Genomic DNA, 25,620 nt, shown 5'->3' with positions numbered 1-25,620 from the left:
GATTGATTACCATAAGCTGAAACGGCCTCTGGCAAAGGCCATCGGAACTACCCTTCACACCAGTGCTTCAGGCCGTCGGCGGCGCAGGCAGGTTGCGGGCGGACAGCGCGCAGCCACCGGAGCGTACACGTAGTACGTGAGGATGGCGAGCACTGCCCAACCGGAACCTGGCAAGCAAGCCAGGCCGTGCCCCATCAGGCACCTAAGTAAGCGCTGCGGACGGCTTCGTTGGAGAGTAATGCTGCACCAGTGTCTTCCAGCACCACATGCCCGTTCTCCAGCACATAGCCCCGGTCCGCCAGCTTCAGCGCCTGATTGGCATTCTGCTCCACCAGGAAGATGGTCATCCCCTCGCTGCGCAGCTGCTCAATGGTGTCGAAGATCTGCTGAATGATGATCGGTGCCAGTCCCAGCGACGGCTCATCCAGCAGCAGCAGGCGCGGCTGGCTCATCAGCGCACGGCCAATGGCCAGCATCTGCTGCTCACCGCCGGACATGGTGCCGGCGCGCTGGATTTTACGCTCCGCCAGACGCGGGAAGAGTTCATACACGCGCTTAATCCGCGACAGGTAGTCCGGACGGCTGGCAAAAAAGCCGCCCATCGCCAGATTCTCCTCCACCGTCATGCGCGAAAAGACCCGCCGCCCCTCTGGCACGATGGCAATTGCCTCACGCATGATGCGCGCCGTCTGCCAGTCGGTGATGGTTTTGCCATCAAAGGTAATGGTGCCCTGGGTCGCGCGCGGTTCGCCGCACAGCGTGCCGAGCAGCGTAGTCTTGCCGGCGCCGTTGGCACCAATCAGGGTGACGATTTCGCCCTGATTGATGTAAAGACTGACGTTGTGCAGCGCCTGAATTTTGCCGTAATGCGCACTGACGTTCTCAATGGTTAACATCGCATTTGCCATCTCAGGCCTCTCCTAAATAGGCGCGAATGACATCCGGGTTATTACGAATCTCTTCCGGCGTTCCGTTAGCCAGCGGCGTTCCCTGATTGACCACGTAAATGCGGTCAGAGATGCCCATTACCAGCTTCATATCATGTTCGATCAGCAGCACCGAAACCTTGTGTTCACCACGCAGTTCCGCAATCAGCGCATCCAGCTCGTGGGTCTCTTTGGGGTTGAGGCCCGCAGCCGGCTCATCCAGCATCAGGATCTCCGGGCGCGTCACCATGCAGCGCGCGATCTCCAGCCGGCGCTGCTGACCATAGGCCAGATTGCCCGCCTGACGGTTAGCCAGGTCGAGTAAGCCGACCCGCTCCAGCCAGGTCGCCGCGCGATCCAGCGCTTCGCTCTCACTGCGGCGAAACGCGGGCGTTTTCAGCAGGCCGGAAAACAGGCCGCTCTTCAGGTGCTGATGCTGTGCCACCAGCAGGTTCTCAATCACCGTCATCTCACGGAACAGGCGTACATGCTGGAAGGTTCGCACAATGCCCATGCGCGCAATCTTCTGACCCGGCAGGCCTTCCAGATGCTGGTCACGCAATGTGATGCTGCCGCCGGTTGGCTTGTAAAAGCCGGTCAGGCAGTTGAACACCGTGGTTTTCCCGGCACCGTTAGGGCCAATCAGCGAAACGATCTCCTGCGGACGCAGCTCCAGCGCCACATTGTTTACGGCTAACAGACCGCCGAAGCGCATCATCAGGCCTTCAACGGCTAATAAAGGCTGACTCATGCCTCTTCTCCTTGTTTACCGGTTCTGAGCTTCAGATGCGGACGCTTCATCGGCAGCAGGCCCTGCGGACGCCAGATCATCATCAGCACCATCAGGCCACCCAGCACCAGCATGCTGTACTCATTGAGATCGCGCATCAGCTCGCGGGAAACCACCAGCAGAATGGCAGCCAGAATCACCGCGAACTGCGATCCCATGCCACCCAGTACCACAATCGCCAGCACAAAGGCGGACTCGACAAAGGTAAAGGATTCCGGGCTGACAAAGCCCTGGCGCGCCGCGAACAGGCTGCCGGCGAATCCGGCAAAGGCGGCACTGATAGTAAAGGCGGTCAGCTTGATGCGGGTCGGGCTGAGGCCCAGAGAGCGACAGGCGATCTCATCTTCACGCAGGGCTTCCCAGGCGCGGCCCAGCGGCATCCGCAGCAGCCGGTTGATCACGAACAGCGTCACCACCACCAGCAGCAGCGCCACCAGATAGAGGAAGATGATACGGTCGCTGGGGTCGTACTTCAGGCCAAAGAAGTTGTGGAAGGTATCCCAGCCGCCTTCGCGCGGGGTACGCCCGAACTCCAGGCCAAACAGGGTCGGTTTAGGGATCTGGCTGATGCCGTTAGGTCCGCCGGTCAGCGCGGTATTGTTCAGCAGCAGGATACGCACAATCTCACCGAAGCCCAGCGTCACAATGGCCAGATAATCGCCGCGCAGTCGCAGCACCGGGAAGCCCAGCAGCAGCCCAAACAGCGCAGCCACGATGCCAGAGAGCGGCAGACACTGCCAGAAGCCAAGGCCGTAGTAGTGGTTCAGCAGCGCAAAGGTGTAGGCACCAATGGCGTAGAAGCCACCGTAGCCCAGCACCAGCAGGCCCGACAGTCCCACGACCACGTTCAGGCCCAGGCCGAGCATCACGTAGATCAGCGTCATCGTGGCGATATCCACGGTGCCGCGCGACACCAGGAAAGGCCAGGCGACTGCGGCGATAATCAGCACCGCCATCACCAGCTTCTGCTTCGGCGTTGAGCCATCAAAGCCCGGCAACACCAGCGACGGACCGGAGACTTTCTTCAGGCTGCTCTGCCAGACCGGACGCAGCAGCTGGAACAGAAACACCACCGCACAGCCTGCGGCGATCCAGTTCCAGCGCACGCTGCCCGCGTTCTGCACCACCAGATTTGTGCCATCCAGCGTCAGGCGCAGTCCCATAAAGAAGGTGGCCAGCACCAGCAGCATTACCGAGGCGATCAGGGCGTTGATAAACGAGGTCTTCATACTTTCTCAACCTCCGGACGACCCAGAATCCCGGTCGGCATCACCAGCAGCACCACAATCAGCAGGGCAAACGAAACCACATCTTTATATTCCGTGCTGAGATAGGCTGACGTCAGCGCTTCAGCGATACCCAGCACCAGTCCGCCAATCATCGCGCCCGGAATACTGCCGATCCCGCCCAGCACGGCGGCGGTGAACGCTTTCATCCCCGCCATAAAGCCGATGAAGGGGTTGATCGAGCCGTAGAACTGGCCCAGCAGCACGCCTGCTACCGCGGCCATCGCGGCCCCGATCACGAAGGTCAGCGAGATCACGCGGTCGGTGTTAATGCCCAGCAGGCTGGCCATTTTCAGATCTTCAGCGCAGGCGCGACAGGCGCGGCCCATGCGGGAGTAGCGGATAAAGGTGGTCAGCGCCAGCATCGCCAGGAAGGTCACTACCCAGATAACAATCTGCATGGTTGAGATGGTAGCGGCAAACCCGTTGCTCTCCCCCACCGTCCACTGTCCGGTGATCAGACTCGGCAGCGCCAGGTCGCGTGAGCCCTGGGTCAGGCTGACGTAGTTTTGCAGGAAGATCGACATCCCGATGGCGGAGATGAGCGCAATCAGGCGCTTAGAGGAACGTACGGGCCGGTAGGCCACGCGTTCAATGCTCCAGCCGTAGGCGCTGGAGATAATGACTGCCATCACAAAGCCAGCCGCAATCATCAGCCAGGTGGTGTCGATGCCCATCATCATCAGGGCGGCAATCACGATAAAGGAGACATAGCTACCGATCATGTACACCTCGCCGTGGGCGAAGTTGATCATGCCGATAATGCCGTAAACCATGGTGTAACCGATGGCGATCAGCGCGTAGGTGCTCCCGAGGGTGACACCGTTAAACATCTGCTGAATAAAATAGAGGAACTGCTCGGACATACCTTAACCCTTACTTATCCGATCGCAGGCGATCGGGGTACAAAAAACGCCTGGCAGCGGCGTGCCAGGCGTTCGTGTCGCCGGTCAGTGGAGACCGCTTAGCTGGCCTCCGGCTCACCAGAAAACCGCCTGGTTTACTTCACTGCGGTCGAGGTACCATCGGCATGCCATTTGAAGATGCCGAATTCAAAGCCCTTGAGATCGCCCTTTTCATCCCAGTTCAGGTTGCCCATGACGGTTGGCACCGCAGCCCCTTCTTTGAGGTTCTTCACGATAGCGTCCGGCTCTTCGCTCTTGCTACGTTCCATGCCGGTGGTCAGCGATTGCAGCGCGGCATAGGTGGTCCAGACGAACGGACCGGTCGGATCAAGTTTCTTCGCCTTCAGCGCGTCAACGATCGGTTTGTTGGTTTCAACCTGATCGTAGCGTTTCGGCAGCGTGACCAGCATGCCCTCAGACGCCGCACCGGCAATGTTCGACAGGGAGGCGTTGCCCACCCCTTCTGGTCCCATAAACTGCGTTTTCAGACCGGCCGCCCGCGCCTGACGCAGGATCTGGCCCATCTCCGGGTAGTAGCCGCCGAAATAGACGAAATCGACGTTCTCTTTCTTAAAGCGCGCCACCAGCGTAGAGAAATCTTTGTCGCCTGCGGTGATCCCTTCAAACATGACGATGTTCGCGCCCTGCTTTTTCAGGCTCTCCTGTACGGAACGCGCCAGGCCTTCACCATACTGCTGTTTGTCGTGTACCACGGCGATACGCTGCGGCTTCAGCTCGCTCATAATGTATTTGGCTGCGGTCGGCCCCTGGTCAGAGTCCAGACCGGTGGTGCGCATAATCAGTTTATAGCCGCGGGAAGTCAGGTCAGGTGCGGTCGCCGCCGGGGTAATCATCAGCACGCCTTCATCTTCATAGATGTCAGACGCAGGCTGGGTCGAAGAGGAGCAGAGATGGCCGATAACATAACGGATACCGTCGTTAATCACCTTGTTCGCGACCGCAACGGCCTGTTTCGGGTCACAGGCGTCATCATATTTCACCGCAACCAGTTTGTTGCCGTTAACGCCGCCTTTGGCGTTGATATCTTCAATCGCCTGAGTAGCGCCCGCGAACTGCATGTCGCCGTACTGCGCCACCGGACCTGACATTGCGCCAACAATCGCCACTTTAATATCTTCAGCCAGCGCCGCATGGCTCATCGCCAGTGCTACACATCCCGCCAGTAATGCGCGACCTTTCATTTTCATCCTGACTACCCCATCTGTTTTGTCGTGTATGTTGTGAGTGCGTGCATTGCCAGATAAAGTCGAAAACTGATTGATCATGAAGGAGTTAGCGTACTTTTCTGGCATTTTTTAGTAATAAGGCTTTATTTTTCAGGTTATTAAACAGGATGTTTCTTCTGTAAATCAACTGACATATTCAGAATTGACTCAGTGAAACAGCATAATACACTGGAGGCAATGGCCGGTTTTTCACCACTTTGCCAGCGCATTATGCTGGGTTGATCGCAGGCTTAACCTGTTTACACCTATTATCCTGGCACCCAGGCCATCTTTTGACCTGTTTTATTGGTGAAAATGTGGTGGCGCTCTGGTTGTATACTTTCGCTGCACTTTCCCCTTTTTTAGAGGTTTTTGTTATGAAGCTGACTATCCAGCGTTTAACCACGCTGACGCCGCAGGACCACATCGATCTGGGCAAGGTCTGGCCCGATCTGAACATTCAGGAACTGGAACAGCGGCTGGATGAGCGCCATCGTCTCTATGCGGCGCGCTTTAACGATCGGCTGCTGGCGGGGTTACAGCTGGAAATCTCCGGTACGCACGGCAAGATCCACCGGCTGGCGGTGCGTGACGTGACGCGGCGACGCGGTGTGGGCCACTATCTGCTGGAAGAGACGATTGCGCAGAACGGATCGATAGCGGACTGGTGGATTGCCGATGATGGCAGTGACGATCAGCAGGTGCGGGCGGCATTTATGCAGGCGTGCGGCTTCCGGGCGCAGAGTGACGGCTGGATACGGGCAACAGATGACGCAGAGGGGATGGCGGAAGAGGTGTGACAGTCCGGGGTGACAAAAGCAACAGGGGCGACATGCTGTCGCCCCTGTGGGTATTACGCTTCGATCGCCATACGCAGTTTTTTCATGGCGTTCTTCTCCAGCTGCCGGACTCGTTCGGCTGAAACGCCATACTGATCGGCCAGCTCCTGCAGCGTAGTTTTGTTATCTTCGTCCAGCCAGCGGGCGCGGATGATGTGCTGACTGCGCTCATCCAGGCCTTCCATCGCATAGCTCAGCTTGTCAGCGGCGTGTGCGTCCCAGTTATCCTCTTCAATGCCATCAGCAAAGTCAGAGGTCTTATCCTGGAGATAGAGCACCGGGGCCATTGAGCGGCCTTCACTGCTCTCATCGTCGGCAGACATATCAAAGGTCATATCCTGCGCAGCCATACGCGATTCCATTTCACGTACGTCTTTGCTGCTTACGCCCAGCTCACGCGCAACCATCTCAACTTCGTCCTGATTGAACCAGCCCAGACGCTGCTTGGTTTTACGCAGGTTAAAGAACAGCTTACGCTGTGCTTTGGTGGTCGCGACTTTCACGATACGCCAGTTACGCAGCACGTACTCGTGAATCTCGGCTTTAATCCAGTGCACGGCGAATGAAACCAGGCGCACGCCAACTTCCGGGTTGAAGCGGCGCACCGCTTTCATCAGGCCGATATTACCTTCCTGAACCAGGTCAGCCTGTGGCAAGCCGTAACCGGAGTAATTACGAGCGATATGAACTACAAAGCGTAGGTGTGACAGGATCAGCGTCTTAGCTGCATCCAGATCGCCCTGGTAATGCAGCCGTTCAGCTAACGCTTTTTCCTCTTCTGCCGACAGCATCGGCCAGGTGTTGGCAGCCCGGACGTAAGAATCCAGGGTACCCGGAGAAGCAATAGCTAAAGTTTGCATTTCTTTGGTCATTCAAACCCTCACAAATTCAATGGAATTGCCGCACATTTCCCTGCGCAGACGATACAGTAAGTCAACGTCGCGCGAAATCCGAAAGCAATCTGTGCTACTTAGAGTGTGAAAGTTATCCACAAGTTCAATTATAGCAGTGAATATTTTACACACAGATGACAGGAAGTGAAGAGGGGAAAGATCCTCTGCATACACTGTCGGTAGCAGAGGACCATTATAACAAAAAAATGTTGCAGGCGTTTACTGCGGCGTAAATCGGCGTAAATGTTGTACCGTGGCCAGCCAGGCAGCCACCCAGCCGATGATCGCCGCAATCAGCAGCAGCAGCAGCGCTTCATCCCAGGAGAAGCCTTCCAGCGAGAAGGTGGTGCCGAAGACGGTCGCCACGCTGGCAACCACCGACTGCAGGCGCAGCACCAGCACTTCCGACAGCAGCAGCGACAGCACCGCTCCGCTGAAGCCCAGCAGCGCCCCGCCATAGAGGAAAGGCCGCAGGATGAAGCCATCCGTCGCGCCGATCAGCTTCTGAACGTTAATGGTGTCACGCCGGGCGAAAATGCTGAGCCGGACGCTGTTGCCGATCACCAGGAACACCGCCACGATCATCAGTACGCCAATCATTGACGCGATCTGCCCCACCAGCCCGGTCAGCGCGGCCAGTCGTGCAAACCAGCTGTCATCCATCCGGACTTCATCCACGCCCTGCACTTTCGTCACGCGGTCGCGCAGGCTTTGCATGGTGTTGGAGTTCTGGAAATTGAGCTTCGGCGTAATAATCGCAACGGCGGGCAGCGGATTCTGCTCCAGCATATCCATCGCGCCGCCAAAGCCTGACCAGTTACGGAACTCGTTCAGCGCCTCTTCGCGCGTCAGGTAGTTGACGTTATCCACCCCTTCTACCTGCTTGAGCTGCGCCACCACATTCTCGGCTGCGCTGTCATCCAGGGTCTTGGAGAGATAGACGGTTAACTGCGGTGCCGGATACCACTGGGTCGCGGCCTGGCTGACGTTTTTCCACACCATGTAGCAGACGCTGGGCAGCGTCAGGGAGATGGCGATCACCATCACCGTCAGCAGCGTAGCCAGCGGCTGACGCCACATATCAGAGAGGGTGCCGCGCAGCGCATAGCGCCACTGCTCCTGCCAGCCACCCTTCAGCGCTTTACTCTTCGACGGCTGCTTTGCTTTCGGTGCCGCCGGACGTTTAATGCGTTTATTGACCATCGTGGCCTCCGTGCAGGCGTCCCTGATTCAGCGTCATCATCCGGTAGTTGCGTCGGGCGATCAGGCCGCTGTCATGCGTTGCCATCAGGACGGTGACGCCGACGCGGTTGAACTCTTCGAACAGGCGCAGAATATCTTCTGACAGCGCGTCGTCGAGGTTACCGGTCGGTTCATCCGCCAGCAGCACCGACGGTTTGTTCACTACCGCACGGGCGATGCCGACACGCTGCTGTTCACCACCAGAAAGCTGAATCGGATAACTTTTCGCTTTGTCGAGCAGACCCACTTTATCCAGCGCGGCCGACACGCGACGACGGATATCTTCGCCACTGGCGCCCGAGATAATCAGCGGGATCGCCACGTTGTCATAGACCGAGCGATCCATCAGCAGGTGGTGGTCCTGGAAGATCATGCCGATCTGACGACGCAGAAACGGCACTTCACTGTTCCGCAGACGGGAAATGTCATGGCCACTGAACCAGATTTTTCCGGCACTCGGGCGCTCAATGCCACAAATCAGCTTCAGCAGGGTACTCTTACCGGCACCGGAGTGGCCGGTGAGAAACGCCATTTCGCCGGGGCGCAGATGGAAATCTACCCCCTGCAGCGCCTGACGTCCGCCGAGATATGCCTTACTGACCTCTTCAAAGCGAATCATCCTAATTAGTCCTCTCGGGCAAACAGTGCCTCAATAAAATCGTCCGCCTTAAACGGTCGTAAATCTTCAATGCCTTCACCGACACCAATGTAGCGAATCGGAATACCGAACTGATCGGCCACCGAGAAGATCACGCCGCCTTTAGCGGTACCATCCAGTTTGGTGAGCGCAATACCGGTCAGGCCGACCGCCTCGTTAAACAGCCGGGCCTGGCTGACCGCATTCTGTCCGGTGCTGGCGTCCAGCGTCAGCATCACTTCGTGAGGCGCGGACTCATCCAGCTTTTTCATCACGCGGGTGATTTTTTTCAGCTCTTCCATCAGGTGCGATTTGTTCTGCAGACGCCCGGCGGTGTCGGCAATCAGCACATCCACGCCACGCGATTTCGCCGCCTGAATCGCATCGAAGATCACCGAGGCGGAATCTGCGCCGGTGTGCTGGGCAATCACCGGAATGTTGTTGCGCTGGCCCCACACCTGCAGCTGCTCAACCGCTGCCGCACGGAAGGTATCGCCCGCCGCTAACATCACGGATTTGCCTTCGGCCTGATACTGGCGCGCCAGCTTACCGATGGTAGTGGTTTTCCCCACACCATTGACGCCCACCATCAGGATCACAAACGGTGTTTTGCCTGAAACGTCCAGCGGCGCGTCGACTTTGGCGAGAATCGACGCCATCTCCGCCTTCAGCAGGCCGTAGAGCGCTTCCGCGTCGCGCAGCTGCTTGCGGTTTGCCTGCTGGGTCAGATGCGTAATGATGCGGCGCGTGGTATCCACACCCACATCCGCAATCAGCAGCTGCTCTTCCAGCTCATCAAACAGATCGTCATCAATCTTTTTGCCCCGGAACAGGCTGATAAAACCGGAACCGAGGTTCTGACGGGTTTTCACCAGGCTGCGTTTCAGGCGGGCAAAGAAGCCCTCTTTGGCGGGACGCTCCTGCTCCTGGGCGATAAATGGCGCAGCAGCCAGCGGCAGATCGCTGACGGTATCAGCAGTGCTCTCGTCCGCCGGTTCCTCAGCGATCACCTCTGCGTCGGCCAGCGCCAGCGCGGTCAGCTCTTTCTCGCTCAGCGGCGCGTCGGCCTCGCCGGGCTGAGTTTCCGTATCTGTATCGTCCTCTGCCCGTGCGGCAGAATCCTGCTCGCTGTGCGGGGCATCCGCGTCGCTGTGCGGCGTGTCGATAATCTCTGCGTCACCCAGCGCCAGCGCGGTCAGCTCCGCTTCGCTCAGCGGAGCCACGGCGTCATCCGGTGTCGTTTCAACGACGGCGGCATCGCCCAGTGCCAGCGCCGTCAGCTCCTCGTCACTTAACGGTGCGTCTGAGGGGACGGCATCCTCAACCGGCATCACCACGGCGTCGGCGTCAATGACCGGCGCGTCGTCATGTTCAGGTGCAGCAGATTCAGTAATAGCGTCAGATTCGGTAACGACAGATTCAGCGTCATCCAGCGCCGCCGGTGCCGCTTCAGATGGCGCGGCCGCGGTTACGTCCGCCTCATGCTGCTCGCTGGCTACCGTTTCGGTAATGGCAACCGTCTCTTCCGCCTGTGCTTCTGCCTGACTTAAAGCCGGGGCTTCCTGTTCTGGCTGCTGCTGAGCGGGTTCTGCGACCTGTTGTGTCTGCTCTTCCGCTGCAGGTTGTTTCTCTTCCTCTTTGCCAAATCCCAGCCAGGAAAAAAAGCCACGTTTTTTCTCTTTTGCCATTGTGTGACTACACTCCTCGATGGCTTTGTCCCGGTCGCGCAGGGTTTCCAGGGGTAAATCAATGAAAGTTGGTCATCGCCAGACCGGCGTAAACCGCAGAATAATGCATGACTTCAGCAACTCAGTAGTCTAACACTTTCCAGCCAGCTCACCACAGCACCCTTTTTTAACGTTTCTTCTCACCGATTCGCCCGTTAAACTACGCAACAAATTATGACGAGTTGTGAGCAAGATGAATAAAAACCCCCGCAGTACAGGCGGAACCGGGCAGATCCGCATCATTGGCGGCCAGTGGCGCGGACGTAAATTGCCGGTGCCGGACAGTGCCGGACTGCGCCCCACCACCGACCGGGTGCGAGAGACGCTGTTTAACTGGCTGGCCCCGGTGCTGCCCGAGGCGCGCTGCCTCGACTGCTTTGCCGGAAGCGGCGCATTAGGCCTGGAAGCGCTGTCACGCTATGCTGGATCGGCGACCCTGCTGGAGCTGGAACGTCCGGTGGCGCAGCAGCTGACAAAAAATCTGCAGACCCTGCGCGCCAGCAACGGCACCGTCATCCAGACCAATACGCTAAACTGGCTGGCGCAGCCGGGCGAACCCTTCGATGTGGTGTTTATCGACCCACCGTTTCGTCAGGGATTGCTGGCCCAGACGCTGCAGTTGCTGGAGCAGAATCACTGGCTGGCCGATCAGGCGCTGATTTATGTCGAGAGCGAAGTGGAAAATGGCGCACCGCCGGTGCCGCCAGCGTGGGATCTTTATCGCGAGAAAATAGCCGGACAGGTGGCTTATCGTTTGTATCAACGTCAACAGGAGACGCAGGATGTTACTTAATTTGGGGCGTCTGTTGATGCTTTGCGTGTGGGGATTTTTACTGGCTAACGTGGTGCATCCCTACCCGAAACCGCTGACTTACTTTATCAACGTGGCGCTGTTCTTCATGATCATGATGCACGGTCTGCAGCTGGTATTGCTGCGCGCCACGCAGACTAAAGATGCGCCGCCTATCGATCGCGTCACCCAGATCAAAGTCTTTCTGTTCGGGGTTTTCGAGCTGGTCGCCTGGCAGAAGAAACATTTCCCGCGCAAAAAATAGTGCCGGGCGGGCGTCACGCCCGCCAGTTACTGCACGGGCGTGAAGCTGATAAAGCGCGTGCCCTGCATCTTCAGTTCGCCCTTCGCCCCTTTATCCAGCTGATGGTACTCCGCCTCTTTAATCTGCACCTTAATATCGCTGGCCCCGTTCAGCGGATGAAACAGGGCTTCATACCGCATCTCTTCGCCGGCGATCACTTCCCGCTGCCGTGAACGGCGATTGGGTGCCGGAAATTCCCGTTTGGTTCTGACTTCAGCCTGCAACGCCCGCACCGGTGACGCGTCATTGACCGCGCCTTCGCGGCGTTGCTTGATGAACTGACGCGTGGCCAGCACGGCGATAACCGCCAGGACGATAATAAAAATCAGCGGGGGTTTACTCATGGTGAATCTGTGCCTGAGGAGATGATGAAACAGGGAGCAAAGGATACAACCAGAGTTGCCTGATTGTCACATCTCTGAGGCGTAACCTAAACTGGAAGGGATATTTTGGGATCTTTCATCATTCTGAATAAAAAAGGGAGAAACAATGCTCTGGTCTTTCCTCGCTGTCCTTTTCTCCGGCTGGCTCTATGTCGATGCCACCTATCGCGGCCCGCAGTGGCAACGCTGGTTGTTTAAACCGGTCACCCTGCTGCTGCTGGTGGGTCTGGCCTGGCAGGCACCGGTGCTGCAGACCACGGACTACCTGATTCTGGCGGGGCTGATCGCAACCCTGATCGGTGATGCGTTGACGCTGCTGCCGCGTCAGCAGATGCTCTATGCCGTAGGGGCCTTTTTCCTGTCGCATCTGCTCTATACGCTCTGCTTCGCCGCCAGCATGACCATGACCTTCTTCTGGCCGATCCCGCTGACGCTGCTGATCATCGGTGTCGCCCTGATTGGCGTGCTGTGGAGCCGACTGGAAGATCTGCGCTGGCCCGTCTGCACCTTCATCGGCATGACCCTGGTCATGACCTGGATCGCCACCGAGCAGTACTTCTTCCGTCCGACGGATTACAGCTTCTCCATCATGGTGGGTTCAGCGCTGCTGCTGCTGGCAAACATCATCTGGTTTGTCTCTCACTACCGTCGTCGCTTCACCGCCGACAGCGCCATCGTCGCCGCCTGCTATTTTGCCGGTCACTTTATGATCGTGCGCTCCTTGTGGGTGGTGTGATAAAAGCGGCTTGACTCTGGAGTCCACTCCAGAGTGTAGGATAAGGGATGAGCTGCATGGCTCATCCCGCTCTTCTTACGCTCCGGAGGTCATATGCACCAACATCACGCCTGTGGCTGCGGCAAACCCCGTGCCAGTCACGCTGCAGCAAAACCGCTGTGCCAGGTTCGCCAGGCCCGTCCCCTCTCCCTTTCTGTTCATGCTGCGACACCCGTAACGGCTGATACGGCAGGCTGCTGCTGTGAAAGCAACAGCAGCCCTGGCACGGAGGCCGACGCCGCAGAGGAAAGCGACCGGCGAGACGCCGGTTACCCCTTTAGCTGGCAGGTCAGCGGGATGGATTGCCCCGGCTGCGCCCGCACCATTGAGACGGCCGTGCGCCAGATAAGCGGCGTCACCGACGCCCGCGTCCTGTTCAGCAGTGAGAAGCTCGTCGTCAGCGCCAGCCAGGATGTCCGGAACGCTGTCGAACAGGCGGTCAGGAAAGCCGGATTTGAGCTGACGGCCTCATCAGCCTCCTCAGTCACTCCCGCCGCCCGTCCGGGCTGGCAGCAAAACCGGATGCTGCTTTTACTGGCGCTGCTGGTACTGCTCAGCAGCGTTCTCGGCCAGTTCGCACCCGCCTGGGGCGATCGGCTGTTTGTGCTGACCACGCTCATCGGGCTGGCACCGGTGGCACGCGGCGCCTGGCAGCGCCTGCGCAGCGGATCGCCGTTTACCATCGAAACATTAATGACGCTGGCGTCGGCGGGCGCGCTGATCATTGGCGCCCACGCCGAAGCGGCGATGGTGCTGCTGCTGTTTCAGCTGGGTGAACAACTGGAAGGCTATGCCGCCGCCAGAGCGCGCAGCGGGGTGACCCGCCTGATGGCGTTACGGCCTGAATCCGCGATCCGCCTGCAACGGGGTCAGCGCACGGAAGTTCCCCTCACGGCGCTGCGCCCCGGCGATCGGATTGAAGTGGCGGCGGGCAGCCGACTGCCGGTCGACGGCCGGTTAATCAGCCCGCTCGCCAGCTTCGATGAGAGCGCGCTGACCGGTGAGTCACTGCCGGTCACGCGAGCCAGCGGCGAAACGATTCCTGCCGGTGCCACCAGCGTGGATCGCCAGGTGGAGCTGGAAGTGGTGTCGGAACCGGGTGAAAGCGCTATTGACCGTATCCTGCAGCTGATTGAAGAGGCGGAGACACACCGTGCCCCGGTCGAGCGCTTTATCGACCAGTTCAGTCGTCTCTACACGCCGCTGGTGATGCTGCTGTCGCTGCTGGTGATGGTGGGGCCGCCCCTGCTCGGCGCAGGCGACTGGCAGCCGTGGATCTACAAAGGCCTGACCCTGCTGCTGATCGGCTGTCCCTGTGCGCTGGTGATCTCCACCCCTGCGGCCATTACCTCCGGGCTGGCGGCGGCGGCACGGCAGGGTGCGCTGATCAAAGGCGGCGCGGCGCTGGAGCGGCTGAGTTCGCTGCGCAGAGTCGCGTTTGATAAAACCGGCACCCTGACGCCGGGCAAACCGCAGCTGACGCAGATCCTGCGGTTTGGCGCGGCCAGTGAAGCGGAGATGCTGGCGCTGAGCGCCGCAGCCGAACAGGGAGCGACCCATCCGCTGGCCAGTGCCATTGTGGCGGCCGCCCAGGCGCGTCATCTGGCGATGCCGGATGCACGGGATCAGCAGGTTCTGGCCGGACGCGGCATCCGGGCCCGGGTAGCAGATCAGCAGATTGGACTGCTGACGCCCGCTCATGCGCCAGGGCTGACCGCACAGCAGCGCAGGCAGATTGCGCAGCAGGAAGAGGAAGGTAACACCCTGGTGGTGCTGATGCGCGACGGTGAGGCGCTGGGTGCGCTGGCATTGCGCGATCGGCTGCGCAGCGATGCAGTGGCGGCCATTCAGGGGCTGAACCGGCTCGGCATTGAGAGCCTGATGCTGACCGGCGATAACCCGCGCGCCGCCGCGACGCTCGCCCGCGAGCTGGGGATCGATTATCGCGCCAGCCTGCTGCCCGCCGATAAAGTGTCCGCTATCCGTGAGCTGAGTCAGCAGCAGCCGCTGGCGATGGTCGGGGATGGCATCAATGATGCACCGGCAATGAAAGCAGCAACGCTGGGCATTGCCATGGGCAGCGGCACCGATGTGGCACTGGAAGCGGCCGATGCGGCGCTGACGCGGAATCAGCTCACGCAGCTGGCCCCGATGATTGCGCTGGCGCGCCGGACACGCCGCATTATCCGTCAGAATATCGGCATTGCGCTGGGGCTGAAGGCGATTTTTCTGGTCACGACCCTGCTGGGTCTGACCGGACTCTGGCTGGCGGTGCTGGCGGATTCCGGTGCGACCGCGCTGGTGACGGCCAACGCACTGCGCCTGCTGCGCCACCGCGACTGAGCGCGCAGCGCCAGCCAGGCGCGGGGGATAACAGCGGCCGGTGCGGCTGGGGTTATCCCGCTATCCCTTTGCGGATCAGAAACTGATAGGGCAGCGTCTCCGTCTGCTGCGCCAGCAGACCATGTTCCATAAAACGGCAAAAGCCGGGAATATCGCGGGTTGTGGCGGGATCGTCGGCGATGATCAGCAAGGTCTCACCCTCCTGCAGGCCACGTACGGTTTTGCGCACCATCATCACCGGCTCCGGGCAACGCAGGCCGCGGGCATCCAGCTGATGGTCGGCAGAGGAAAAAAGATCGCTCATATTCAACTCGCTTCAGGTCAGGGGCGCTCATTCTAGCGCGTGCTGACCGTGACGCAAGGCGATAACGATTGCGCTAAAATTAACCATTGCATAAAAAGCACAACGCGGTAATATGCCGCCGCTTTTTGCTCATAAAACTGCCTGGCACCGCCCGAACGGTGTCCCGCAATGGGTTCCCTCACCCCAACATTAAAAAGGTTGACTATGCTCGCATTTTCTTCGCGTCAGCGCATGCATGCGCTTTTCTGGTTGTCGCTGTTTCACCTGCTGGTGATCACATCGAGCAACTACCTGGTTCAGCTGCCTGTTTCTGTCTTTGGCTTCCACACCACGTGGGGCGCGTTCAGCTTCCCGTTTATCTTCCTGGCGACCGATCTCACCGTGCGTATTTTTGGCGCACCGCTGGCCCGTCGTATTATCCTGGCGGTGATGATCCCGGCGCTGTTTATCTCGTACGGCGTTTCGTCGCTGTTTTATCAGGGAGAGTGGCAGGGCTGGCAGGCACTGAAAGAGATCAACCTGTTCGTGGCCCGCATCGCCTGCGCCAGCTTTATGGCCTACGCGCTGGGCCAGATCCTCGACGTTCACGTCTTTAACCGGCTGCGCCGCCTGCCGCAGTGGTGGGTCGCACCAGGCTGCGCCATGTTCCTGGGGAATATCAGCGATACGCTGGCCTTCTTCTTTATCGCCTTCTATAAAAGTCCCGATGCGTTTATGGCGCAGCACTGGGTGGAGATTGCGCTGGTGGATTACAGCTTCAAGGTGCTGATCTGCATGGTCTTCTTCCTGCCCGCTTACGGTGTGCTGCTTAACGCCGCGCTGAAACGTCTGGCTGAACGCCAGAGTGCCCGCCAGGTAAATTTCGGCTAATCCGCCATACATTTTTCCGCCATTACCCGCTAAGATCTTCTGACAATCATCAGGTTGCGTTTGCAGCCTGATTCCTGTTGTACTGATGCCTGACCGGAAATTTAAAAAGGGATTCTGATGCGTAACCTGGTGAAATATGTAGGAATGGGCTTACTGGTTCTGGGCTTAGCAGCCTGCGATCAGAAAAAAGATGACGCGGCGAATGACAACGGCGTCAGCGCCAGTCAGTCGGCGCAAACCGTGACGCTGATGGATGGCAAACTGAGCTTCTCACTGCCGCCAGGCATGTCAGACAAAAGCGGCAAACTGGGTTCGCAGACAACCAATATGCATGTCTATGCGGATGAAACCGGTGCCCGCGCCATCATCGTGATTGCCGGTGAGCCGACCAGCGAAGCGCTGGATGTGCTGTCGCAGCGTATGGAGCAGCAGCAGCGTAACCGCGACCCGCAGCTGCAGGTGGTGTCGAACAAAGCGGTAACGCTGAAAGATCAGCCTGCTCAGCAGCTGGATACGGTGATCTCTGCCAACAACCAGACCTCCTGGTCTTCGGTAGTGCTGGCGAAGGTCGACGGCAAGCTGGTGACGCTGCAGATTACGCTGCCAGGCGATAATCAGCAGCAGGCGCAGAGCGATGCTGACAACATCGTGAAGAGCATCTCGCTGAAATAAGCCGATCGCTGGCCTCTCTGCATTGCAGGGAGGCCAGCATTCTCAGAGCTGTTTATAACCCCGCATTCTCACGAATATATTTTCGCGCTTTGACCGCATATTCAAACGGATTGGCCAGTGCCGGGTCCTGCTCCGCTTCCACGACCATCCATCCCTGATAGCCATACTCATCCAGAATTTTAAACACCGGCTTGAAGTCGATTACGCCATCGCCCGGAACGGTGAAGGTGCCCTTTTTCACCCCCTCCAGGAAGGAGAGGTGATTCTCGCGAACCGCCGCGACCACCTCATCACGTACATCCTTGAGATGAACATGGAAGATGCGCGGCAGGTAGTTCTCCAGCACCGCCAGCATCTGCTGCTGTGACCCCTCGGAGTAGTAGATGTGGCCGGTGTCATAGAGCAATCCGACCCGATCGTCAGTCATGGCCATAAAGCGGTCAATCTCTTCGGTGGTCTGAATGCCGGTGCCCATATGGTGATGCAGCGTGACGCGCATCCCCTTCTCTGCCGCGATGCGTGCCAGTTCGTTGTAGCCGTCGGCCGTTAACTGCCACTCCTCATCACTGAAAATGGGTTTCTGCTCAAACACCGCCAGCGGGGTGCCCTGAATGCTTTTACTCTGCTCAGAGCAGCCAATCACCCGCGCCCCCATTGCATGGAGAAAGTTCATGTGATTGATGAACTCATCGATGGTTTTTGCTTTATCGCCGTTGGCGAAGAAGGTACTGAACCAGGCGTTGCAGATTTCGATGCCGCGGATATCGAGCATCGGCTTCAGGATTGCCGGATCGCGCGGGTATTTGCTGCCCACTTCGCTGCCGGTAAAGCCCGCCAGCGCCATCTCGCTGACGGTCTGCTGAAAGGTGTTTTCATGGCCGAGATCTGGCATGTCATCGTTGGTCCAGCCAATCGGCGCGATCGCCAGTTTCACTTTTTCTTTGTTCATCATCTTATTCCCGGACGGAGCGCGGCGAGGCCGCATACAGGGCTGAATCAGCGATAGAAATCAGGACGTGGCGGCATCTCTACCGGCTCAATCGCCCCGCTGTTCTGCGCTTTGATGCAGGCATCGGCGGCTACCGAGGCGGCAAAACCATCCCAGGCCGAAGGACCGGTCAGCTGGCCCGCTCTGATGTCATTAATAAAGGCCTGCAGCTCCACGTCATACGCCTCGATAAAACGATCTTTCCAGTCGACCAGGATCGTGTTCGACAGGCGCGCCTCTTTGCGCAGCTGCACGGAGGAGGGTTCGGGCAGACGCGCAATGCCCTCCTCCCCCACTACTTCACACTGGATGTCGTAGCCGTAGGCGCAGTTCACAAAAATCTCGACGTCGATGCGCACCCCTTTCCGGGTTTCGAACAGAACAATCTGTGGATCTTTCAGCTGCCCATGTGTCTTCGATGTGACGCGCGGAAAGACCACCTGCACCGTTTTGTAGTCATCATTTGTCAGCCAGCGCAGCACATCCAGCTCATGGATCAGGGTGTTGGTGATCGCCATCGGCGTGGTGTAGTTCTCCGGCACCGTCGGGTTGCGGTGCGCGCAGTGCAGCATCAGCGGCTCACCAATATCGCCATCGGTGATCACTTTTTTCAGCGCGCGGTAGCCCGCATCGTAAGGCCGCATAAAGCCGACCTGCACCAGCCGTTTTCCCGCCTTCATCTCCGCCTCCACCACCCGGCGGCAGCCTTCGGCACTCATCGCCAGCGGCTTCTCGCAGAACACCGGCTTTCCGGCGGCAATCGCCGCCAGGGTGAACTCTTCATGGGTGGGGTCCCATGAGGTGACCAGCACCGCCTCGACATCCGGTGACTGAATCACGTCGTGACCGTTCTGGAAAACCTCCGCTTCAATGTTCAGGCGCTGCAGGGCGGCACGCGCACCCTCGACATTAATGTCAGAGACCGCCACCACCTGTGCCCCCTGCAGCACATGGCTGCAGCGACGAATATGTTCCTGACCGATTGCACCTGTACCGATGACGCCAAGTTTCAAAGTCATAATTACACCTGTGTAGGGTTCGTACGGAGAAGAGGAAAACGGGCCGCGATACGGCCCTGAAATTAATATTTTCGCGCCTGGCCGAGATGCGTATTGAGCTTGTCCGCTACCGCCTGGGCGCGTTCGGTCTGCGAAGCCTGCGCCACCCCGACATGCCACCAGCTGAAATATTTGTGGATCATGGTTTTTGGCAGCACTTTGATGTCGATAAGGGTAGAAATCGTCTGGGTGCGGGCATCTTCCAGCGCCGCCCTGAGCTCTTCAAGCGTGGTAACCCGGTAGGTTTTACAGCCATAGCCTGCGGCAATCGCAGCGAAATCGACCGGGATAAAGCCGCCATCGAGCCTGCCCCCTTCCGGATTGCGGAAGCGGAACTCGGTGGTGAAGCTGTCCATGCCATGTTCCATCTGCAGGTTATTGATGCAGCCGTTGGTCATGTTATCCAGCAGCACCACGTTGATCTTCGCCCCCTCCTGAATGGAGGTAACCAGTTCGGAGTGCAGCATCATGAAGGAGCCATCCCCGACCAGCGCATAGACCTCACGCTGCGGCTGAGCGAGCTTCACGCCCAGCGCGGCATTGACCTCATAGCCCATGCAGGAGTAGCCATATTCGACGTGGTAGGCGTTGTAATCTTTGGTGCGCCAGACGCGCTGCAGGTCACCCGGCAGGCTGCCCGCCGCCGCCACCACCACCGCCTCTTTGGGCAGCTGTTCATTCAGGGTGCCAAGCACGCTGCTCTGCGTCAGCCAGGAGTGGGTCAGCTGGTTAAACTCAGCAAACACCGCGTCGCGGTCGAGATGATCCGCAATCTCCGGCACAAAGTCGCCATCATGCCAGGCCACCTGATAGACGCGCTGCGTCTCTTTCAGCAGCTGGCTCTGCGCCTCTTCAATCTGGCTGCCCCAGTCGTTACTGTAGTGCTGTGATGCCAGCCCGGCGGTGAGCGCCGTCAGCCCCTCACGGGCATCGGCCAGCAGCTGCACGCCATCCAGCTTGTAGCTGTCGAAGTTGCTGACGTTGATGTTCAGGAAGCTGACATCAGGATGGCGGAAAATCCATTTGGAGGCGGTAGTGAAGTCGGTGTAGCGGGTGCCGATGCCGATCACTAAATCGGCCTCTTTCGCCAGCAGGTTAGCGGCCAGCGAGCCGGTTTCACCGACGCCGCCGACATTCAGCGGATGGTCAGAAACCAGCGTGCCCTTGCCCGCCTGGGTTTCCGCAAAGGGGATCTGATAGCGCTCGGCAAACTGGCGCAGCGCCTCACCCGCCTCAGAATATTTCACCCCGCCGCCGCAGATAATGAGCGGTTTACGCTTGCGGGAAATCAGGGTCAGCGCATCCGCCAGCTGCGCGGCGACGGGCAGGCGGCGATCGAGCCGGTGCACCCGTTTCTGGAAGAAGTAGTCGGGGTAATCCCAGGCTTCGCCCTGCACATCCTGCGGCAGCGACAGGGTAACCGCACCGGTTTCAGCGGGATCGGTCAGCACCCGCATGGCGTTGATACAGGCGGACATCAGCTGCTCCGGGCGGCTGACGCGGTCCCAGTATTTGCTGACCGCGCGGAACGCATCGTTGGTGCTGATGCTGAGGTCGTAGCTCTGTTCAATCTGTTGCAGCACCGGATCGGGCTGGCGCGTGGCGAAGACGTCGCCGGGCAGCAGCAGCAGAGGAATGCGGTTGGCCGTCGCGGTGCCCGCGGCGGTGATCATGTTGGCTGCACCCGGTCCCACTGACGAACTGCAGGCGATAATCTGCCGGCGCAGCGACTGACGGGCAAAGCCCGTAGCGGCATGGGCCATCCCCTGCTCATTACGCCCCTGCCAGACCACCAGATCGCCACTATCCTGTTCCAGCGCCTGGCCCAGCCCCAGCACGTTGCCATGACCGAAGATGGCGAAGATGCCTTTGACGAATTTCGTCTCAGTGCCATCAACATCGATGAACTGGTTATCCAGAAATTTAACCAGCGCCTGTGCCGTGGTCAGTCTGATTGTGCCCATATGCTTTTCCTTTACATGCTGGCGGACCCCGACTCCCGTAACACCGCGCCAGGCGCTGTCATCGGCGGAAAAGGCGACCGGAATAACTGAAACGTGAGGCGATTATAAACAAATATATTTTTCATAAAACACGCTTACAGAAGAAACATTTCATTTTGCGAGTGAGATCAAATTTAGCCGCTGCGACAGCCCCGGCGGGCTGTCGCGAGGGTGAAAAGCGGAACGTTTAGCCATGAGCCGGGTACGATAAAAAAATTCATTCCGTTGCCACCGCCTGGCTGAACGGCACGCCAGCAGGTGCGTTCGCCTTCACGCCCCTGCTGCAGCGGGCATCATCCTCTCAGCACGCAGGCGGAGAGAGGAGATTCAGGTTTTTTACCTGGTTCACAAATTTGCGATGGATATTTCATTTTGCATTGAATGTGGAATTTTTATTCCTCATACTGCCCTCATCGCCAGTCAGGCTCTTACAGACCCGAACGCAGCGCGCATCTGACGTCGCGCGTTTTGCCCGCCGGCTCTGCCAGTCACAGAAGGAAACCACAGGTATGAATGCACAACAGAAGCCGCTTGATGTGATTTGTATCGGGCGTATTGCCGTTGATTTTTATGGTCAGCAGATTGGAGCACGGCTGGAAGATGTCACCTCCTTTGCGAAGTATCTGGGCGGATCGTCAGGCAACGTCGCCTATGGCACCGCGATTCAGGGGCTGAAATCGGCCATGCTGGCGCGGGTCGGGGATGAGCACAATGGCCGCTTTCTGCGTGAAGAACTGCAGCGCGTCGGCTGTAACACGGATGCGCTGATTACCGATCCGCGGCGCCTGACCGCGCTGGTGATCCTCGGCATCAAAGATGAAGAGACTTTTCCGCTGATTTTCTACCGCGATAACTGCGCGGATATGGGCCTGGTGCCGGATGACGTGGATGAGGCTTTCATTACCTCAGCCCGCGCCGTGGCGGTGACCGGTACCCACCTCTCCCACCCGCAGACCCGTGAAGCGGTGCTGAAAGCGCTGCAGATTGCCCGCCAGAACGGCCTTCGCACCGCGCTGGATATCGATTACCGCCCGGTATTGTGGGGGCTGACCTCGCCGGGTGACGGTGAAACGCGTTTCATTGAATCCTCCCAGGTGACGCAGCAGTTGCAGGAAGTGGTGCACTATTTCGATCTGATCGTGGGCACCGAAGAGGAGTTTCACATCGCCGGTGGCAGCACGGAGACCCTGACCGCGCTGAAAAATGTGCGTCAGGCGAGTCAGGCGACGCTGGTCTGCAAACGCGGTCCGCTGGGTTGCGTGGTGTTTGAGGGAGCGATCCCGGATAGCTGGGAAGAGACCCGCCTGCACACCGGCGTGCGCGTCGACGTGCTCAACGTGCTGGGTGCAGGTGACGCCTTTATGTCGGGACTGCTGCGCGGCTGGCTGAATGATGAAGGCTGGGAGCAGGCGTGCCGTTACGCCAATGCCTGTGGGGCGCTGGTAGTCTCACGCCACGGTTGTGCACCTGCCATGCCGACCAAAGCCGAACTGGATGATTTCCTGAGCCGCGACGATGCGGTGAAGCGTCCCGATCTCGACAGCCGTCTGAATCATCTGCACCGGGTCACCACCCGCAAACAGCAGTGGCCGGAGCTGAATGTTTTTGCCTTTGACCACCGCAAGCAGCTGGCGGAGATGGCACAGGAGGCGGGCGTGGAGGCCAGCCGGATCCCGCCGCTGAAGCTGCTGCTGCTGAAAGCCGCTCAGCAGGCTGCCGAAGAGGCGGGGTTAGAGAATAAAAGCGGGATTCTGGCGGATACCACCTACGGGCAGAAAGCGCTGAATGCGATTACCGGTAAGCAGTGGTGGATTGGCCGTCCGATTGAGCAGCCCGGCTCACGTCCGCTGCGTCTGGAGCATGGCAATATCGGTTCGCAGCTGATCGACTGGCCCGCTGAGCATGTGGTGAAGTGTCTGGTGTTTTACCATCCTCACGACAGCGCAGAACTGCGCAAAGAGCAGGATGATCTGATACTCGACGTCTGGCAGGGCTGTAACAAAAGCGGCCATGAGCTGCTGCTGGAAGTGATCCTGCCTGAGAGCAATCCGGACAGGAATGAAGCCTATTACGTGGACATTCTGCGCCATTTTTACACTCTGGGCATCCAGCCTGACTGGTGGAAACTGCCGCCGCTGTCGGCAGCGTGCTGGGAGGCGATCGGCACGCTGATTGAGCAGCAGGACCCTTACTGTCGCGGCATTCTGTTACTGGGTCTGGATGCGCCCGAAGAGACGCTGAAAGCGGGCTTTGCCGCGGCGGCCAGTGCACCCTGGGTGAAAGGCTTTGCGGTGGGCCGGACTATTTTTGGTCAGCCTTCACGCGAGTGGCTGCAGGGGGAACTGGACGATCAGGCGCTGATTGCGCGCGTCAAAGGAAACTATCTGCGGCTGATTGAATACTGGCGCGCGGCGCGCGCCTGATGCCGTTCTGCTAAAAGCCGCTTTGAGAAAGTGCAGACGCCGGGAACACGGTCAGATCGGAAAGACGCGACACCCGCCATCCATGGCATGCTCGGCCCGCGTCATCCCTGACGCGGGACGCTTTCCTCTTCTGACCGTGTTCCCTGCTCATCTGGCTGATGCGTTGCTGCCAGATAGATCCTGACCGTGGTTTCTCACCCGCCACAGATATTTAACGCCGGTTTTCACCCGCTTATCGCCTGTGAAGAGGCGCATACCGGGCTCTCAAGCCAATCTGTGAACCATTTCATAAAGCCATGAAATAAACCGCGCGATTGACGCAAACAAATGAAATTTTCCATCCATCTGATACTATGGCGCTCATTATACAGCCATTATTCTAATTATTCGGGCAGAAGTGATGAACAATAATCCCACCCAACTTTCCCTGTTGCAGGACGATATTCGTCACCGCTACGAAACGCTGAGCAAACGTCTTAAACAGGTTGCGCGCTACATTCTTGATAACAGTAACAGTATTGCGTTTGATACCGTCGCCTCGATTGCCCAGCAGGCCGATGTGCCCCCCTCTACCCTGATTCGCTTTGCTAATGCTTTTGGCTTCAGCGGTTTCAACGAAATGAAACAGGTTTTTCGTCAGCACCTGATGGAAGAGACGGTCAACTACACCGAGCGTGCGCGTCTGTTCCGTCAGACATCCACCGATGACAACGCCAGCGCCCCTGAGAGCCCGTCGGAGATCCTCAACGTTTTTACGATGGTAAACAGCCAGGCGCTGCAGCAGCTGGCGATGCAGGTGAATCCTGAACAGCTGAACAAGGCAGTAAAACTGCTGAGCGAGGCAGAGAATATCTATGTGATTGGCCTGCGCCGCTCCTTCAGCGTCGCCTCCTATCTGGTCTACGCGCTGCGTCATCTGGAGCGGCGCGCGTTTTTGATTGATGGCCTGGGCGGGATGTTTACCGAGCAGCTCAGCCTCGTTAATCCTAAAGATGTGGTGATTGCCATCAGCTATTCACCCTATGCGCGTGAAGCGGTCGAAGTGGTGGAGATGGGCGCCCGACGCGGCGCACATCAGATTGCGATTACCGACAGCCAGGTCAGTCCGCTGGCCGCCTTCAGCGACGTCTGCTTTGTCGTGCGTGAAGCCCAGGTGGATGGCTTCCGTTCGCAGGTTGCCTCTCTCTGCCTGGCGCAGACGCTGGCGGTGTCGCTGGCGCTCAACAACGCCAGCACCAGCTGATTTCAGGGCGCAAAAAAGGGCAGCGTGACCCGCTGCCCTTATAGCTGAGAGACTGCTTTTCTGACGCCGCCGTGGGCTAGGTGTTACGCGGATAATTCTCGCTGTTCACCCAGGCGTGATCTTTCTCCCAGGTAAACTTCCACAGCCGCACAGGCCCCGCCATCACGTTCAGATAGTAGTTGTTGTATCCCGCCAGCGTCGCAACCGGGTGATAGCCGCGCGGCACCATCACCACATCGCGATTGTAAGGTGCCATACAGGCATCCAGTGAGCGATCGTCGGTATAAACGCGCTGCATGGCGAAGCCGGGTTCCGGATCGAAACGGTGATAGTAGGTTTCTTCCAGAAGAGTTTCGTTTTCACTCTCTTCATCATGCTTGTGGCTGGGGTAAGAGCTGGTGTCGCCCTCATTGGTATAAACCTCGACCACCAGCAGGCTGTCAGCCGGTTTGTCATCGGGCAGAATATTGTGCACCAGACGCTGATTGCGCCCTTTGCCGCGATGCTCAACGCCCACGTCTGCGGGCGTAATCAGTCGTGCAGGCAGATGACCGTGACCGGGCGCGCTGCAGACCGCCAGCTCCAGATCGCTGTCCGCGTAAACCACCACCTCATCATCGTGCGGCACATAAACGGAGTAAGGCGGCACGCGCTCAAAGGGCGACATGCGCTGACCAATCCCGGGAAACGCCGCGTGACGGGTTTTCACCGAGGCGAGTCCGGCCACCAGCACCAGACAGAGCTCTTTATCCCCGCTGGTAAGGTGCAGGGTTTCCCCTTTTTTCAGCAGATAAGCATCAAACCCGACATAGCGCCAGCCGGCGCGTTCAGGCGTCACATGCTGAATACGACCCTGCGCATCAGGGGCCTGGGCTTTCGACAGTAAAGACATCCTGATCCTCCTCTCTGTCACGGTTGTCGCTGCAGTTGCCGCGCGGGCGTGACGTGCAGCCCGCCTGCGAACAGAAAGACCGGCAGAGTGATCTGCCGGTC

At 58.7% G+C, this 25,620-nt stretch carries 24 protein-coding genes; 9 read left to right on the top strand and 15 right to left on the bottom strand.

Features of this window, described 5'->3' with window-relative positions:
- Positions 1-194 precede the first annotated feature (194 nt).
- The 5 genes from livF to HFD92_RS12930 form a co-directional block, all read right to left on the bottom strand.
- Positions 195-908, bottom strand: a complete 714-nt coding sequence (gene livF / locus HFD92_RS12950; protein WP_033736083.1) for a high-affinity branched-chain amino acid ABC transporter ATP-binding protein LivF — start codon at positions 906-908, stop codon at positions 195-197.
- A gap of 1 nt (position 909) precedes the next feature.
- On the bottom strand, positions 910-1,677 hold the full coding sequence (gene livG, locus HFD92_RS12945; RefSeq protein WP_009087785.1) for a high-affinity branched-chain amino acid ABC transporter ATP-binding protein LivG: 768 nt from the start codon (positions 1,675-1,677) through the stop codon (positions 910-912).
- On the bottom strand, positions 1,674-2,945 hold the full coding sequence (locus tag HFD92_RS12940; RefSeq protein ID WP_009087787.1) for a high-affinity branched-chain amino acid ABC transporter permease LivM: 1,272 nt from the start codon (positions 2,943-2,945) through the stop codon (positions 1,674-1,676). Before HFD92_RS12940 ends, livG begins: the two co-directional genes overlap by 4 nt.
- Positions 2,942-3,868, bottom strand: a complete 927-nt coding sequence (gene livH, locus HFD92_RS12935) for a high-affinity branched-chain amino acid ABC transporter permease LivH (RefSeq protein WP_009087789.1) — start codon at positions 3,866-3,868, stop codon at positions 2,942-2,944. The genes HFD92_RS12940 and livH overlap by 4 nt, the downstream gene beginning before the upstream one ends.
- Positions 3,869-4,002: 134 nt before the next feature.
- Positions 4,003-5,115, bottom strand: a complete 1,113-nt coding sequence (locus tag HFD92_RS12930) for a branched-chain amino acid ABC transporter substrate-binding protein (protein ID WP_009087791.1) — start codon at positions 5,113-5,115, stop codon at positions 4,003-4,005.
- A 395-nt stretch (positions 5,116-5,510) separates the two neighbouring features.
- Between HFD92_RS12930 and panM the strand changes: the two genes are divergently transcribed.
- Positions 5,511-5,933 carry an aspartate 1-decarboxylase autocleavage activator PanM gene (gene panM / locus HFD92_RS12925; protein WP_167429066.1) on the top strand — a complete coding sequence of 141 codons (423 nt, stop codon included), beginning with the start codon at positions 5,511-5,513 and terminating at the stop codon, positions 5,931-5,933.
- Positions 5,934-5,986: 53 nt separating this feature from the next.
- Here the strand turns inward: panM and rpoH are convergent, their stop codons facing one another.
- The 4 genes from rpoH to ftsY form a co-directional block, all read right to left on the bottom strand.
- Complete coding sequence (gene rpoH / locus HFD92_RS12920; RefSeq protein WP_009087795.1) at positions 5,987-6,844, bottom strand: RNA polymerase sigma factor RpoH; 858 nt, start codon at positions 6,842-6,844, stop codon at positions 5,987-5,989.
- Positions 6,845-7,084: 240 nt separating this feature from the next.
- Positions 7,085-8,068, bottom strand: a complete 984-nt coding sequence (gene ftsX, locus HFD92_RS12915) for a permease-like cell division protein FtsX (protein WP_167429065.1) — start codon at positions 8,066-8,068, stop codon at positions 7,085-7,087.
- Positions 8,058-8,726, bottom strand: coding sequence for a cell division ATP-binding protein FtsE (gene ftsE, locus HFD92_RS12910; protein ID WP_009087798.1), 669 nt, complete (start codon positions 8,724-8,726; stop codon positions 8,058-8,060). Before ftsE ends, ftsX begins: the two co-directional genes overlap by 11 nt.
- Positions 8,727-8,731: 5 nt before the next feature.
- Positions 8,732-10,432 (bottom strand): signal recognition particle-docking protein FtsY, encoded by a 1,701-nt coding sequence (gene ftsY, locus HFD92_RS12905; RefSeq protein ID WP_167429064.1) that lies wholly within the window; start codon positions 10,430-10,432, stop codon positions 8,732-8,734.
- 232 nt (positions 10,433-10,664) lie between these two features.
- Here ftsY and rsmD point away from each other — a divergent pair, with 232 nt between their 5' ends.
- Complete coding sequence (gene rsmD, locus HFD92_RS12900) at positions 10,665-11,264, top strand: 16S rRNA (guanine(966)-N(2))-methyltransferase (protein WP_009087801.1); 600 nt, start codon at positions 10,665-10,667, stop codon at positions 11,262-11,264.
- Positions 11,254-11,526 (top strand): DUF1145 family protein, encoded by a 273-nt coding sequence (locus tag HFD92_RS12895; protein WP_009087803.1) that lies wholly within the window; start codon positions 11,254-11,256, stop codon positions 11,524-11,526. The genes rsmD and HFD92_RS12895 overlap by 11 nt, the downstream gene beginning before the upstream one ends.
- A 26-nt stretch (positions 11,527-11,552) precedes the next feature.
- On the opposite strand, the gene HFD92_RS12890 is transcribed toward HFD92_RS12895, so the two are convergent.
- On the bottom strand, positions 11,553-11,909 hold the full coding sequence (locus HFD92_RS12890; protein ID WP_058956962.1) for a DUF2500 domain-containing protein: 357 nt from the start codon (positions 11,907-11,909) through the stop codon (positions 11,553-11,555).
- Between the two features lie 145 nt (positions 11,910-12,054).
- Here HFD92_RS12890 and HFD92_RS12885 point away from each other — a divergent pair, with 145 nt between their 5' ends.
- Both HFD92_RS12885 and HFD92_RS12880 read left to right on the top strand, forming a co-directional pair.
- The gene (locus tag HFD92_RS12885; protein ID WP_009087807.1) at positions 12,055-12,684 is read left to right on the top strand and encodes a lysoplasmalogenase; all 630 of its coding nucleotides are present in this window, start codon (positions 12,055-12,057) and stop codon (positions 12,682-12,684) included.
- 93 nt (positions 12,685-12,777) lie between these two features.
- A complete protein-coding gene (locus HFD92_RS12880) occupies positions 12,778-15,066 on the top strand; it encodes a zinc/cadmium/mercury/lead-transporting ATPase (protein ID WP_167429063.1) in 2,289 nt (762 codons plus the stop codon).
- Positions 15,067-15,118: 52 nt separating this feature from the next.
- Here HFD92_RS12880 and tusA read toward each other — a convergent pair whose 3' ends face one another.
- Entirely contained in the window at positions 15,119-15,370 is a 252-nt protein-coding gene (gene tusA / locus HFD92_RS12875) for a sulfurtransferase TusA (protein ID WP_046100752.1), read from the bottom strand.
- 204 nt (positions 15,371-15,574) lie between these two features.
- Between tusA and HFD92_RS12870 the strand changes: the two genes are divergently transcribed.
- Together HFD92_RS12870 and HFD92_RS12865 are read left to right on the top strand one after the other, a co-directional pair.
- Positions 15,575-16,240 carry a 7-cyano-7-deazaguanine/7-aminomethyl-7-deazaguanine transporter gene (locus HFD92_RS12870; protein WP_167429062.1) on the top strand — a complete coding sequence of 222 codons (666 nt, stop codon included), beginning with the start codon at positions 15,575-15,577 and terminating at the stop codon, positions 16,238-16,240.
- Positions 16,241-16,357: 117 nt separating this feature from the next.
- On the top strand, positions 16,358-16,912 hold the full coding sequence (locus HFD92_RS12865) for a DcrB family lipoprotein (protein WP_009087815.1): 555 nt from the start codon (positions 16,358-16,360) through the stop codon (positions 16,910-16,912).
- A 52-nt stretch (positions 16,913-16,964) separates the two neighbouring features.
- Here HFD92_RS12865 and iolE read toward each other — a convergent pair whose 3' ends face one another.
- From iolE to iolD, 3 genes are all read right to left on the bottom strand, one after another.
- Positions 16,965-17,861 (bottom strand): myo-inosose-2 dehydratase, encoded by an 897-nt coding sequence (iolE, locus tag HFD92_RS12860; RefSeq protein WP_167429108.1) that lies wholly within the window; start codon positions 17,859-17,861, stop codon positions 16,965-16,967.
- Positions 17,862-17,908: 47 nt separating this feature from the next.
- Positions 17,909-18,919, bottom strand: a complete 1,011-nt coding sequence (locus HFD92_RS12855; RefSeq protein WP_009087818.1) for a Gfo/Idh/MocA family protein — start codon at positions 18,917-18,919, stop codon at positions 17,909-17,911.
- Positions 18,920-18,981: 62 nt separating this feature from the next.
- Positions 18,982-20,922 (bottom strand): 3D-(3,5/4)-trihydroxycyclohexane-1,2-dione acylhydrolase (decyclizing), encoded by a 1,941-nt coding sequence (iolD, locus tag HFD92_RS12850; protein WP_140925627.1) that lies wholly within the window; start codon positions 20,920-20,922, stop codon positions 18,982-18,984.
- Positions 20,923-21,470: 548 nt separating this feature from the next.
- Here iolD and iolC point away from each other — a divergent pair.
- Together iolC and HFD92_RS12840 are read left to right on the top strand one after the other, a co-directional pair.
- Positions 21,471-23,384, top strand: a complete 1,914-nt coding sequence (gene iolC, locus HFD92_RS12845; RefSeq protein ID WP_009087822.1) for a 5-dehydro-2-deoxygluconokinase — start codon at positions 21,471-21,473, stop codon at positions 23,382-23,384.
- Positions 23,385-23,784: 400 nt separating this feature from the next.
- On the top strand, positions 23,785-24,627 hold the full coding sequence (locus HFD92_RS12840) for a MurR/RpiR family transcriptional regulator (RefSeq protein ID WP_167429061.1): 843 nt from the start codon (positions 23,785-23,787) through the stop codon (positions 24,625-24,627).
- Positions 24,628-24,703: 76 nt separating this feature from the next.
- On the opposite strand, the gene iolB is transcribed toward HFD92_RS12840, so the two are convergent.
- On the bottom strand, positions 24,704-25,519 hold the full coding sequence (gene iolB / locus HFD92_RS12835; protein ID WP_009087825.1) for a 5-deoxy-glucuronate isomerase: 816 nt from the start codon (positions 25,517-25,519) through the stop codon (positions 24,704-24,706).
- Between the last annotated feature and the right edge of the window lie 101 nt (positions 25,520-25,620).

Source organism: Pantoea sp. EKM101V, from assembly GCF_011800325.1.
In the GTDB taxonomy this organism is placed as follows: domain Bacteria; phylum Pseudomonadota; class Gammaproteobacteria; order Enterobacterales; family Enterobacteriaceae; genus Pantoea; species Pantoea anthophila.
The sequence above is the reverse complement of the archived record's forward strand: the minus strand, read 5'-3'. Positions and strand labels throughout refer to the sequence as shown.